This is a genomic window from Mycobacterium noviomagense (genome assembly GCF_010731635.1).
Classification (GTDB): domain Bacteria; phylum Actinomycetota; class Actinomycetes; order Mycobacteriales; family Mycobacteriaceae; genus Mycobacterium; species Mycobacterium noviomagense.
Map to the genome: position 1 here is coordinate 2,429,977 of NZ_AP022583.1, position 12,893 is coordinate 2,442,869.

A 12,893-nucleotide genomic window follows, 5' to 3' on the forward strand; every position below is an offset into this window, starting at 1 on the left:
AGTGCGATTCGTTGCGACGGTGCTGTTGTGGTTGCTCGCCACCATTGCACTGGCGGTAGCGGTTCCAGGGGTTTGGGCGCAGCGCAACATCATTGACGCCAACGGCTATACGGGCATGGCCCAGAAAGCGGCGACTGATCCGCAGCTGCGTGCGGCAGTGGCGGAAGAGCTCGCTAACAAGGCGACCGCGCTGATCAGCGAACACGGCAGCCGTGTCGATGCGGCACGGGTGCATGGTGTCGCATCGGCCTACACCGCCGGTCCGTCGTTTCCGTCACAGTTCGCGCAGGCCAACCGCATCGCGCATAGTTGGGCGTTCGCCGGCACCCAGTCCGGCCCTGACCCGTGGGTGGTCGACCTGGCTCCCATGTTGAACGACACGGCATTTCGGCAGATGCTGGCCGACTACGACGTGTATTTGCCCGCCACGGTGACCGTGCCGTTGACGGTTTCTGCGCCGAAGGCGTTGCGGCCCGGCGAATTACATCCGCTTACCACGTGGGGGGCGTGGGTGAGTCTGGCGGCGACGGTGCTGACGGGGACATTCGCGGTGCTGACGCTGGCAGCGGCCCGCAGCCGCGGTAGGGCGTTGGCGAGCCTCGGAGTTTCAGCGCTGATGGTTGGTGCAGTTGGGTATGCGGGAATCGAAGTCGCCCGCCGTCACATCGACGATGCGCTCGACCACGCAAGCGGGGACGTCCGCCGAGTCGCCGACGCGATGGTTGGCTACGCCGAAGGCAGCCTGCACCATTGGCTCGACCTGACGCTGGTCGCCGGAGGCGCGCTGGTGGTGTTCGGGGCGCTCACCGCGATGGTGGGCGGTTTGCGCAGGGCGTAACTCTTTGTGGCAAGTCAGCGGCAATTCGGACAGCATCCGCCACGCCACACCTCCAGGTAGACCTCCTGCGTGGTCTCTTCGCTGTACCCCGAATCGCGCAGCACTCGCACCACCAGCCCGTAGAACGCGCGCCTTGACGTGGTCGTAGAACGCGGCCGACGTGTCGCGGTCGCGAAGGGCACCACGGGCAGCAATGCGTCGAGGTCGCTGCCCAGGCGGGGACCGTCCCGGTCATCGAGCGGTAGCCGCCCCGGCGGACGTCTTTGCACTCCAACGTCGGCCGCGACCGGCACTCTTCGCGGAGGAGCGAGGCTACGAGACAGCGCCGCGGTGTTGGGCAAGCCGTTTGATGTTCCTCAACGTTTCGTCAATGTCATGTTGGACGTCCGCATCATCGTCTGCGGCGCGGGTGGTGTGCAGGTGCAGCTCGACCAGTGAACCGTCCTGAGACTCGGTTACATGCAGATAGCCGGAGTAGTCGTTGGTGCCGACGGCACCCCACTCGATTCGCCGGGCATCCTCGTTGACTCGAAACCAGCCGTCGGCACTGACCACTCCGCCCTCGGGCAGATTGGCTGTGGTCGTGACCTCGTCGCCTGGTCCCGGCTCAGCGGACGTCAGGCGCGGAAAGTAGTCGGTTAAGTTGCTGACATCGGACAGATAGCGGAAAAGTGCCTCGCCGTCCCAGTCGACTGCGATTGACCCTGTGAACTCACCCATAAACACCTAATACCCAAGCAGGAGTGGTCGATCACGCCTGGATTCCATGCGGCAACTGAAACCACGTCAGGCGCTGTAGCGGTCTGCAAGTCGGCGCAGCGTGGCCTCGATGCCGGCGGCGTTACGCTTGGCGAAGCCGGTCAGCTCGTAGTACTTGAACGCGTTTTTGACCGGTCCGGCGTCGTGATAGTCGAACGTTTCGGTGACCCGCGTCTTGCTGGGGGTGATCGGGCTGAACTCCCATCGCCAGCGGTGGCCGACGGGATGGCGCCATTCGATGAGCCGATCGGGTTCAAACGCGGTCACCGTGCTGGTGATCCGATAAGGCATCCCGAACATCTTCATCTTGGTGGAAAACCGCGCGCCCGGTCCTAGTCGCTCGGGTCCGCGGATGTTCGCTCCGACCGTGCCCGAACCGTCAAGCTCATGGTGGCGGCGCGGATCGGCGACGATGGCGAACAACTCGCGGGCCGGCGCGGCGACCTCGACCGAGCGGCTTACCTGCTGAGGTCCGGCGTCGACTGTGGTGACGGTCATGGCTTGAGGTTAGTCCTCGGCATGGCGTTGCTGATCCCATCGTTCAAGACGCGCCTGCAGCTCCACCAGGCCAAGGCCCGCTACCGGGAGCCCTACCGACAGGCAGGCCACCAGTAAGGAACTCATCTCGACCTCCTCGACTTCTTATTGGTGAGACGGTCGGCAAGGCCCGGAGGTTCAATGCTTGTTGCCCAGCATCCGCCATAGGAACGAGAAGCAGAGCGCCGCTTTGAATGCGATCTGCGCGTTGTCGGCGGCGCCGGCGTGTCCGCCCTCGATGTTCTCGTAGTACCAGACCCGCTGCCCGGCGGCTTCCAGTGCGGCGGTCATCTTGCGGGCATGCCCGGGATGCACCCGGTCGTCGCGCGTCGACGTGGTGATCAACACCGGTGGATAGCGCACGTCTGACGAAACATGATGGTACGGCGAGTATTTCGAGATGAATTCCCACGCGGCGGGATCGTCGGGATCGCCGTATTCGGCCACCCATGATGCACCAGCCAGCAGCAGGTGGAAGCGGCGCATGTCCAGCAGCGGCACCTGGCACACCAGCGCACCGAACAGCTGCGGGTACTGGGTGAGCATGATGCCCATCAGCAGCCCGCCGTTGCTGCCGCCTTGGGCACCGAGTTGGTCCACGGTGGTGATGCCGCGCTCCACCAAATCCCTTGCCACCGCGGCAAAGTCCTCGGCCACCAATTGCCGGCCCTCGCGCATCGCCTGGGTGTGCCAACGCGGTCCGTACTCGCCGCCGCCGCGGATGTTGGCCAGCACATAGGTGCCGCCACGGGCCAGCCACAGCCGGCCCAGCACGCCGTCATACCCGGGAGTGCGCGCCACCTCGAACCCGCCGTAGCCCGAAAGCAGCGTCGGCCCGCAAGCATCCCGGGGACGCACGACGAAGTACGGAATCGAGGTGCCGTCCTCGGATGCCACGAAATGCTGGGTGACATCGAGGCCATCAGCGTCGAAGAATGCGGGTGCGGACTTGATCTGCCGCAGCGACCCGTCGGCGGTACCCCGCAAGAGCCGCGATGGGGTGTCGAATCCGCTGGAGTCAAGGAAGAACTCGTCGCCGGTGTCGTCAACGGCGGCGATGACCGTGTTGGTGGCGGCGGGCAGGCCCGGCACCGGTGTGCGCTGCCAGCTGCCCGGTGTGACGGTCTCGACCCGGCTGGCCACGTCGGCCAGTGTGACGACGAAAAGTCGGTCGCGGGTCCACGCGTACTGGTGCAGGCAGGTGTGCTCGTCGGGTTCGAACACCACCTGCAACGGCGCTGTGCCGGCAAGGAATTGCTCATAGTCGGCGGCCAGCAGCGAGCCCGCGGTATACGACACGGTGCCAGTGAACCAGTCGGTGCGCAGCTCGATCAGCAACCACTGCCGGTGCACCGACACGGTTGCGTCGGTGGGCGCGTCGATGCGGATCAGCTCTGGGTTGTCCCGGAGGCCGCGCAGCTCGTAGACCTCGTCGTTGAAGAAGTCGATGGCCCGCCGCAACAGCGTGCGCTCGAAACCGGGGGTGCGGTCGACCGATGCCGCCACCAGCACGTCGCTGCGCGATCCCTCGAACAGCGTCTGCGCCTCGGCCAGGGGCTGACCGCGCCGCCACCGCTTGACCATGCGCGGATACCCCGATTCGGTCAGCGAGCCTTCGCCGAAATCGGTGCCCAGCAAAACAGTATCGGGATCGGCCCAGGTCATGTATGTCTTGGCCTCGGGAAGCACAAACCCGTCGGACACGAACGACATTGACACCATGTCGAATTCGCGAACCACCGCCGCGTCCGAGCCGCCGCGGGACAGCCCGATCAGCGCCCGCGTGTAGTCGGGTTCGATGACGGTGGCGCCGCCCCACACCCACTTCTCGCCGTCGACGCGGCCCAGCTCGTCGACGTCGATCAGCACATCCCAGTCCGGGTTGTCGGTACGGTAGCTCTCCAGCGTGGTGCGCCGCCACAGCCCGCGCGGGTTGGCGGCGTCGCGCCAGAAGTTGTAGAGGAACTCGCCACGGCGTCGCACGTAGGGGATGCGGGCGTCGGTGTCGAGCACCTCGAGCGCCTCGGCGCGCATCCGCTCGAAATCGGGACCGCCGAACTCGGCCACGGTGGGGTCGTTGCGCGCGCGCACCCAGTTCAGTGCGTCGTCGCCGGTGATGTCTTCCAGCCAGAGATACGGATCGTCGGTCATGACGTCATTCTGGCCGCGGCCAAGAGCCGGACTGTCAGGCGGCGCTGGTGACGGCGGCCAGCCAGGGTAGTTCAAGCGCGCCGTCATGGTCAAACGGCGCCAGCGACGGGTCGAGGGTGGCGCGGATGGCGGTGACCTGCTCGGCGTCCAGTGAGGCGACCAGTGTGGCCACGGGCCCTGCGGCCTCGGTGACGTGAGTCCAGTAGTCGTCCGGACCGTCGAACACCATTGTGCCGGGGAGCTCTTCGACGGTGATGTCCGTGAAGCCGCCACCGGCTGCGAGCGCACGGTTGCTGTCCAGTGTGGCGAGCGAGAAGATGCCTCCCGGTGCGAACGGGTCGCCGGGTGGTGTGACGCCGTTCTGCAGCAGCGCCGCGACGATCTGGAAGATCCACGGGTTGTGCTCTGGTAGTCCCCATGTCGCATAAGCGCACCGGCCGCCTTGCCGCAGCACACGCCGGATCTCCGCGATCGCCCGTTGCTGCGCCGGTACGAGCATCATCCCGAACCGCGACATAACGCCGTCCACGCTGTCGTCGGGCAAATCGATCTGCTGCGCGTCGAGGACGCGGCACTCGACGTTGTCCAAACCCTGCTCGCCGGCTCGGCGACGAGCCGCCTCGACCATCGCGGGCACGAAATCACTGCTGATGAGCCGGCCGGTGGCATCGAGCCGGCCCGCAGCCAGGAACCCGGTCTCCCCCGTACCCGCCGTCAGCTCGAGCACCGTCTGGCCCGGCTGTGGATTGACCTGGTCGACGAGCCACTCTGACACCGAACGCACGTCTTTGAACAGGCGGTCGCTGTACCTGTCCCAAGCCGATGCAACCGCGCTCCACTGCCGCAGGGATTCCTCGGCCGTGTTGGCCTCAGGCATTCGCGCCACCTCCGTTTCCGCGGCCTCCGAGGCTGACTGTACGGGCGGCCGCAGCGGTACTGTGAGGTTTGTCACGCAAAGATGAGGAGCTGATTCGATGACCGTCTACGCACGTCCTGGCTCCGCCGGGGCGCTGATGTCCTATGAATCCCGCTACGGCAACTTCATCGGCGGCGAGTGGGTGCCTCCTGTGCACGGCCGCTACTTCGAAAACCCGACGCCGATAACCGGCCAACCGTTCTGCGAGGTGCCGCGCTCCGACGACGCCGACGTCGACAAGGCGCTCGACGCCGCCCACGCCGCGGCGCCGAAGTGGGGCAAGACCGCTCCGGCCGAGCGTGCGGCGATCCTGGGCAAGATCGCCGATCGCATCGACGCCAACCGCGAGGCGCTCGCGCTGGCCGAAGTGTGGGACAATGGCAAGCCGGTCCGCGAAGCGCTGGCCGCCGACATCCCGTTGGCCGCCGACCATTTCCGGTATTTCGCCGCCGCGATCCGGGCGCAGGAGGGCACGCTCTCCCAAATCGACGAGGACACCGTCGCCTACCACTTCCACGAGCCGCTGGGAGTGGTCGGGCAGATCATCCCGTGGAACTTCCCGATCTTGATGGCCACCTGGAAGCTGGCCCCCGCGCTGGCCGCCGGTAATGCGGCGGTGCTCAAGCCCGCTGAGCAGACCCCGGCGTCGGTGCTGTATCTCGTGTCGCTGATCGCCGACCTGCTACCGCCCGGAGTCGTCAACGTGGTCAACGGGTTTGGCGCCGAGGCCGGCAAGCCGTTGGCATCGTCCAACCGGATCGCCAAGGTCGCGTTCACCGGGGAGACCACCACCGGCCGGCTGATCATGCAGTACGCCAGCCAGAACCTCATCCCGGTCACATTGGAACTCGGCGGCAAGAGCCCCAACATTTTCTTCTCCGACGTGATGGCCGCCCACGACGATTTCCAGGACAAGGCGCTGGAAGGCTTCACCATGTTCGCCCTCAACCAGGGCGAGGTGTGTACATGCCCGTCGCGCAGCCTGATCCAGGCCGCCATCTACGACGAGTTCCTGGAACTCGCCGCGATCCGCACCAAGGCCGTCCGGCAGGGCGACCCACTGGACACCGAGACCATGCTGGGCTCGCAGGCCTCCAACGACCAGCTGGAAAAGGTGTTGTCCTACATCGAGATCGGCAAGAGCGAGGGCGCCAAGATCGTCACCGGCGGCGAGCGCGCCGAACTCGGCGGCGACCTGTCCGGCGGCTACTACGTGCAGCCGACGATCTTCACCGGCCACAACAAGATGCGGATTTTCCAGGAGGAGATCTTCGGACCCGTCGTCGCGGTGACGTCGTTCAAGGACTACGACGACGCCATCAGCATCGCCAACGACACCCTCTACGGGCTCGGTGCTGGGGTCTGGAGCCGCGACGGCAACGTCGCCTACCGGGCCGGCCGCGACATCCAGGCCGGCCGGGTGTGGGTCAACTGCTACCACGTCTACCCCGCGCACGCGGCGTTCGGGGGGTACAAGCAATCGGGCATCGGCCGGGAGAACCACAAGATGATGCTCGACCACTACCAGCAGACGAAGAACCTGATGGTGTCCTACTCCGAGAAGGCGCAAGGCTTCTTCTGATGGACACCGCGCCGACGACGATAGACAGGGCGGTGCGATCAGAAAAAGGGAGGAGGAGCGGCGCCATGACCCCGCCGCCCCGGGTGGTGATCACCGCGGCTGCCGCCGAACTGCTGGAACAGCTGATGGACCGCCACGGCCCGGTGATGTTCCACCAGTCCGGCGGCTGCTGCGACGGGTCATCGCCGATGTGCTATCCGCAGGGCGACTTCCTGGTCGGTGACCGCGACGTGCTGCTCGGTGTGCTCGACGTCGGCGACGGCGTGCCGGTGTGGATCTCCGGGCCACAGTTTGCGACGTGGAAGCACACCCAGCTTGTCATCGACGTGGTGCCCGGCCGCGGCGGCGGGTTCAGCCTGGAGGCACCGGAGGGGATGCGGTTTTTGTCCCGCGGCCGCGCCTTCAGCGACAGCGAGAATGCGTTGCTGGACGCCGCGCCGGTGATCAGCGGCAGCGACTACGAGCGCGGGCAGCGCCCGCCGTCGCGCGGCCCGGTCGTCGCCGAAGCCGCCGATGCGTGTTCGGTACCCGCGAGGCGCGCCGGGCACGTGCCGCGCTAGCCCAAAACTCAGCAGTAAGGTCGTAAGGCGTGATTCCGCTTCCGCGTTCCTGGCTGCTGGCAAGCACCATGCTGGCGGGCATTGCCGTCGGTGTGCTTGCAGGAACAGCGGTCATGGTGTGGATCCATGCGCGGGTCCGGCCGGACGTCGTCATCGCGCTGGTGGTCGGAGTGCCCAGCGTTGTCGGGCTCTTGGCGGTCGTGTTCGCCAGGCATCGATGGGTGACGGCCCTCGGCGCGTTCGTTCTCGCGCTGGCACCGGGATGGTTCGGCCTGCTCGTCGCAATGCGGGTGGTATCCGGTGGCTGACGACGAATCACAGCCCAAGACTGAGCCGTACACGCCCAGCTTCGACACCGGCGCGTTTTCCCAGCCGCTGAAATCTCCCGACGCTTCAGAGGCGACCAACAGCGGTCGACACGCTGAGGCTGCGCCGGTGACTGGCTCGCAGACGACGGTGACGACGGGCGATTTCCCGCCGCTGGAACCGATTCCCGCGGTGTCGTCGCCTTCCGAGCCCATCAAGGCGCCTGCGCAGCCGGTCGCCGTACCCGGGCGGTACTACTTCCTGAAGTGGTGGAAGTTCGTCCTGCTGGTCGCCGCGGTCTGGGTTGTCGCGGCACCGATCGGATTGGGCTTGTTCTACTGGTGGTACCACTCGATCGATAAGACGCCGGCGGTTTTCGTCGTTCTCGTCTACGTCGTGGTGTGCACGGTCGGCAGTCTGATGCTGGCAATGGTGCAGGACCGGCCGCTGCTGTCGGCGTTGGCCATCGCAGTGATGTCGGCACTGTTCGCCTCGTTCGCTGCCGCCGCACCGCTGTACGGCTATTACTACTGCCAGCGCATGCCGCACTGCCTGGTCGGGATCATCCCGTACTAGGGCACATCGCCCGACCTGTCCTCAAGCCTCGCCCGTTAGGGTGGGCACGTGACTCACTATGACGTCGTCGTTGTCGGGGCCGGTCCCGGCGGGTACGTCGCGGCCATTCGTGCCGCGCAACTCGGGCTGAACACCGCAGTCGTCGAGCCGAAATACTGGGGCGGCGTCTGCCTCAACGTTGGATGCATCCCGTCCAAGTCGTTGCTGCGCAACGCCGAACTCGTGCATATCTTCACCCGCGAAGCCAAGACCTTCGGGATCAGCGGCGAGGCGACGTTCGACTACGGCATCGCCTTCGACCGCAGCCGCAAGGTGGCAGAGGGCCGGGTCGCCGGTGTGCACTTCTTGATGAAGAAGAACAAGATCACCGAAATCCACGGCTACGGCAGCTTCACTGACCCCAACTCGCTCTCGGTTGATCTCAACGACGGCGGCACCGAGACGGTCACCTTCGACAACGCGATCATCGCCACCGGCAGCAGCACGCGGCTTGTTCCGGGCACATCGCTGTCGGCGAACGTGGTCACCTACGAAGAGCTGATCATGACGCGGGAGCTGCCCAAGTCGATCATCATCGCCGGCGCCGGCGCGATCGGCATGGAGTTCGGCTACGTGCTGTCCAACTACGGCGTCGACGTGACCATCGTCGAGTTCCTGCCGCGGGCGCTGCCCAACGAAGACGCCGACGTGTCAAAGGAAATCGAGAAGCAGTTCAAAAAACTGGGCGTCAAGATCCTCACCGGCACCAAGGTCGAGGCGATCGACGACAACGGCACCGAGGTGAGCGTCACCGTAAGCAAGGACGGCCAGTCCCAGCAGCTGACGGCCGAAAAAGTCCTGCAGGCCATCGGTTTTGCGCCCAACGTCGAAGGCTACGGACTGGACAAGGCCGGGGTGGCGCTGACCGATCGCAAGGCCATCGGCATCAATGAGTACATGCGCACAAACGTGAGCCACATCTACGCGATCGGCGACGTCACCGGGCTGTTGCAGCTGGCGCACGTCGCCGAAGCACAGGGGGTGGTGGCAGCCGAAACCATCGGCGGCGCAGAGACTCTGCCGCTCGGCGACTACCGGATGCTGCCCCGCGCGACGTTCTGTCAGCCGCAGGTCGCCAGCTTCGGGCTGACCGAGCAGCAGGCCCGCGACGAGGGCTACGACGTCAAGGTCGCCAAGTTCCCGTTCACCGCCAACGGAAAAGCGCACGGTCTGGGCGACGCCAGCGGCTTCGTCAAGCTGGTCGCCGACGCCAAGTACGGGGAGCTGCTCGGCGGTCACCTCATCGGGCACGACGTCTCGGAGCTGCTGCCCGAGCTAACCTTGGCGCAGAAGTGGGACCTGACCGCAAATGAGTTGGCGCGCAACGTTCATACCCATCCGACGATGTCGGAGGCACTGCAAGAATGCTTCCACGGTCTGGTCGGCCACATGATCAACTTCTGATGTTGTTTGGCGGCGGCTCGAATCGCGGCGCGACGATTATCGGTGTCGTCGCCGGGGTGATCATCGGCTATATCGCTTGGCTGGTGGCGATTTCGATCGGAGAGGCCACCGCGACGGTGACCAGCTGGAGCTCGGTGGTGCTGATCTTGTCGGTCGTGCTGGCGGTCTGCGCCGGGTGGTGGGGGTGGCGACTACGCGAGCGGCGAAACTATCCGTGGGCGGCGTTTGCGTTTGCGCTACCGGTTCTTCCGGTCGCGTTGACGTTGGGTGTGCTGAGCGCCACCTACATGTGATGCGGGTGGTCTAGCGGAAGCTCGAGGGCTGACAACGTCGCGGCCAGTCCGTCGTATTGGCCTGAGCAACGCGGTGAGAAACGCCCACCGGCACGACTTTCTACGCGCGTCTGCGCACGGGACAGCAGCCGAACTCAGGCCGAGACACCATCACCACCGTGCCTGTTCGCGGGGCAGCGACATAACTAGGGGGGTCACCGGATCCGGTGGTGGTGTCGCCGGTACCACCGTTTAGAGGTACCACACCAACCCGTGGGTACTAAAGCCACCTTACTGACCTGATTTGAGGCAAATGCCCCATGCGAACGGAAGCCGGATGGTTAGAGCATTCGGAGAGCAGTAATAGGAGCAACGGCGGAGTGGCTGCTTCTGGTTCTCAGAGCACCGGGCCACCGCACTACGGAAGGAGCATGTTATGACCACCATCCACACCTCTGATAGAATCCCTTACCCGATCCCGCGCGTGCCAAAGCCGATCCCCATGGGCAGACGTGTCGCGCTGGCCGCGGTCGGCACGCTGGGCGTGGCCGCCGCACTGGGCCTCGGCGGCACCATCCAGGTTGGCCACGCGCCTTCGACCGTGCCCGGCTCGACCGTTACCGCACTTGGTCCGTGTTTTGGGCCACATAGGCAACCAATTCCCTGCCCAGGCCCCGGAGGCACCGTCGGCGGTACCGAGGGCTATCAAGGAAGCAGCGACACAGGGGAAAATCCGGGCCCGGTCCAGACGGGCAACGATCCCGGTGACCCTAGCCCCGGAGGCACCTGCATAGCCGAGATGGCCAGGGAGGGGTGCCACCAACCCGACTAAACCGGCGACACATCGCGCGGCAGAGGCCCGGCTCGATGGCGAGTGCCACCGAGCCGGTGCCTTGCCAGCCTGTTGGGTATCGGAACTGGAATGGAGTCGCCATGACGGCCATGGGATGGACCAAGGATCCCGGTCATTGCGGGTATGCGCATCGGCTTGTGTTAGCCGGCGGGATCTTCACCGCAGTACTGGGGTTTGCCGCGTCGAATTTCCTGATCGCGCCCTCCGCCCACGCGCTCAGTGAGCAGGAGATCCAACAGATCTGTGGCGCTAAGGGCGGGACGTACAACACGGGAACCGATCAAAACGGCCATACATATTCGACCTGTTGTTACTACGACCTCTATGGGCAGCACTGCGACCAGTACCTGGACGGCGAATACCAGGGAACGTATCGGCAAGCGCCACCGGAAACCACAACCGCTCCCGTTCCGCGCCCTCGGCCGGTTGGCCCCGGCCCGCTGCCAGGACACTCGTGACTCAATGCATTTGGGCGTCCGTATCGGAAAGGGTTGCGCGCCAGCGAAGTTCGAGTGCTCCAACCTAATTGCGTTCAGCGCCCTGGCGAACCGCTCTTAGCAGCGACAGCAGCGACATCGGCGCCCCCGGTCTGTGTCGGCGACGAGATCGAGTACCACCCTGCCTTCTAGTCGGTGCCCGCCGTTACGACTCTGGACTAAAAGCCACATCAACGCACGTGATTTGAGGCAGATGCCTCATGCGACGCAGACCAAACCGTACGACCATCAGTACGGATATGGAGCAGTGGCATTGAGCAACAGTCCACCACAGTGGGCCGCCTCGCCTGAGGGAGATGAGACCATGAAACAGCCGACTGCCGGATTGCTGATCGCTGCAGGCGCTGTTGCGGTCCGCGTAATGATCACTCTAACGGCGCCGGCCGCTGGTGCTGACCCCGGAACAGGGACCCAGGAGGGATGTGTGGCGGCGGGCGGCAATTGGTCGACTGTGACTCGGAACGGACACACGTACACAAGTTGTTGCGATATTCCCGGTCAGACCGGGTGCGACATCTACGAGGATGGCACGTACATATACACAGCGACACATAACGCTCCGCCCGGGGGCGATACCGGCCCCAGCCAGTCCGTTGGCCCCAGGCCGCCCGCCGAGCGCCCCACTCCGCCACCCGGCGCACGACTACCCTAGGAGCGTCGCCCGGGGGCGATGGCTCAACAGCACAGGCGGCGGGCCGCGCTCCCCACACATCTAACCAGGTTCCTCTGCACCCGTGACAGGCCCGACGCTGGCGTCGAATGGAATCTACGAGCCCAGCGTCGGGATCGAGTTCGCGTTCTGAGTCGCTCGGGATCGTTGTGGCTCAGGGAATTTCGTTATAATTGTCTAAGCAGTTCCCCGACCAGAGTGTTCACTGCGTTGTGAGGAGTGGGTGATTGACCTACGGGTTGTTTCCGGGGCGCCCGAAGCCTGGTTGGCGGTGTTGTTGGGGCATCCCTCTGTCCCGAGTCTGCCCAGTCCAGACTTGGCCATGGCTTGGTGGAAGCGAACTCCGGGATTTCGTGCTATGGCGCTGGTGGCGGCGCGGTTTGGATGGAATACGCAATATGGCTGGTTTCGTAATCGCAGCCGTTGATTCCCGAGCCGCTGTTGTGTGCCGGCACAAAAACCGTGGCGAAGGACTGATGGGGTTCGGCGCTGTGCACAACGGTGTGGGGTGTCGATGACGAGTGACCCTTCGAGTCGTAGGTGGTGGTGTAATCGGTTGTCGTCCAGCTGCCGCCGGCGCAGTCTCTTGTCTGCAGAACTGTGTAGTCGGCGTCAGTGGTGTTATTGCACGTGAAAACTCCGAAGCTGTCGTCGCACGTGAGCCCTGGTCGAACTTCGTCGGCATGTGCGCTCCCGGCTCCGAGGCAGAGATTGCCGACGGCAGTGACGGCGAGCGCTGTCAGCAGTAAGAGGCGATTGTAGTTGGCGGCGTTGATCGGTGCATGTGGCGCGGTCATGGTGGATTCCTTTGATGTAGGTCGGGTGAGATCGTTCAGTTGTCGTCGGCCGAACCTGTTGTGAGACTTGTCGAGCCAATTTCTCTGCTCGCGCTGCGCGCGAGTAGGCCAACCGCCGCCCCAACAGCGAATAGAA

13 protein-coding genes and 1 pseudogene are annotated in these 12,893 nt (G+C 65.0%); 8 read left to right on the forward strand and 6 right to left on the reverse strand.

From position 1 onward, the window contains the following. Window position 1 precedes the first annotated feature (1 nt). Complete coding sequence (locus tag G6N15_RS11155) at window positions 2-838, forward strand: hypothetical protein (protein ID WP_083087778.1); 837 nt, start codon at window positions 2-4, stop codon at window positions 836-838. Between the two features lie 41 nt (window positions 839-879). Here the strand turns inward: G6N15_RS11155 and G6N15_RS11160 are convergent. From G6N15_RS11160 to G6N15_RS11180, 5 genes and pseudogenes are all read right to left on the reverse strand, one after another. Beyond that, window positions 880-1,053 (reverse strand): annotated as a pseudogene (locus tag G6N15_RS11160) (RNA polymerase subunit sigma); the annotation flags it as partial. A 97-nt stretch (window positions 1,054-1,150) separates the two neighbouring features. Beyond that, the gene (locus G6N15_RS11165; protein WP_083087777.1) at window positions 1,151-1,558 is read right to left on the reverse strand and encodes an SRPBCC family protein; all 408 of its coding nucleotides are present in this window, start codon (window positions 1,556-1,558) and stop codon (window positions 1,151-1,153) included. A gap of 66 nt (window positions 1,559-1,624) precedes the next feature. Beyond that, entirely contained in the window at window positions 1,625-2,095 is a 471-nt protein-coding gene (locus G6N15_RS11170) for an SRPBCC family protein (protein WP_083087776.1), read from the reverse strand. A gap of 177 nt (window positions 2,096-2,272) precedes the next feature. Next, window positions 2,273-4,285 carry a prolyl oligopeptidase family serine peptidase gene (locus tag G6N15_RS11175; protein WP_083087775.1) on the reverse strand — a complete coding sequence of 671 codons (2,013 nt, stop codon included), beginning with the start codon at window positions 4,283-4,285 and terminating at the stop codon, window positions 2,273-2,275. A 34-nt stretch (window positions 4,286-4,319) separates the two neighbouring features. Continuing rightward, window positions 4,320-5,162, reverse strand: a complete 843-nt coding sequence (locus G6N15_RS11180) for a class I SAM-dependent methyltransferase (protein ID WP_139797842.1) — start codon at window positions 5,160-5,162, stop codon at window positions 4,320-4,322. Between the two features lie 97 nt (window positions 5,163-5,259). Here G6N15_RS11180 and exaC point away from each other — a divergent pair, with 97 nt between their 5' ends. The 7 genes from exaC (at window position 5,260) to G6N15_RS11215 (ending at window position 11,251) form a co-directional block, all read left to right on the forward strand. Further along, window positions 5,260-6,783 carry an acetaldehyde dehydrogenase ExaC gene (exaC, locus tag G6N15_RS11185; RefSeq protein ID WP_083087773.1) on the forward strand — a complete coding sequence of 508 codons (1,524 nt, stop codon included), beginning with the start codon at window positions 5,260-5,262 and terminating at the stop codon, window positions 6,781-6,783. Window positions 6,784-6,848: 65 nt separating this feature from the next. Continuing rightward, entirely contained in the window at window positions 6,849-7,343 is a 495-nt protein-coding gene (locus tag G6N15_RS11190) for a DUF779 domain-containing protein (protein WP_083087772.1), read from the forward strand. A 29-nt stretch (window positions 7,344-7,372) separates the two neighbouring features. After that, a complete protein-coding gene (locus G6N15_RS11195; protein WP_083087771.1) occupies window positions 7,373-7,651 on the forward strand; it encodes a putative holin in 279 nt (92 codons plus the stop codon). Beyond that, the gene (locus G6N15_RS11200; RefSeq protein ID WP_083087770.1) at window positions 7,644-8,225 is read left to right on the forward strand and encodes a hypothetical protein; all 582 of its coding nucleotides are present in this window, start codon (window positions 7,644-7,646) and stop codon (window positions 8,223-8,225) included. Before G6N15_RS11195 ends, G6N15_RS11200 begins: the two co-directional genes overlap by 8 nt. Window positions 8,226-8,273: 48 nt before the next feature. Next, a complete protein-coding gene (gene lpdA / locus G6N15_RS11205) occupies window positions 8,274-9,668 on the forward strand; it encodes a dihydrolipoyl dehydrogenase (protein WP_083087769.1) in 1,395 nt (464 codons plus the stop codon). Beyond that, entirely contained in the window at window positions 9,668-9,961 is a 294-nt protein-coding gene (locus G6N15_RS11210; RefSeq protein ID WP_083087768.1) for a hypothetical protein, read from the forward strand. Before lpdA ends, G6N15_RS11210 begins: the two co-directional genes overlap by 1 nt. A 912-nt stretch (window positions 9,962-10,873) precedes the next feature. Further along, window positions 10,874-11,251 carry a hypothetical protein gene (locus G6N15_RS11215; protein ID WP_139797841.1) on the forward strand — a complete coding sequence of 126 codons (378 nt, stop codon included), beginning with the start codon at window positions 10,874-10,876 and terminating at the stop codon, window positions 11,249-11,251. A 1,065-nt stretch (window positions 11,252-12,316) separates the two neighbouring features. On the opposite strand, the gene G6N15_RS11220 is transcribed toward G6N15_RS11215, so the two are convergent. Further along, window positions 12,317-12,757 (reverse strand): hypothetical protein, encoded by a 441-nt coding sequence (locus G6N15_RS11220; RefSeq protein ID WP_083087767.1) that lies wholly within the window; start codon window positions 12,755-12,757, stop codon window positions 12,317-12,319. Between the last annotated feature and the right edge of the window lie 136 nt (window positions 12,758-12,893).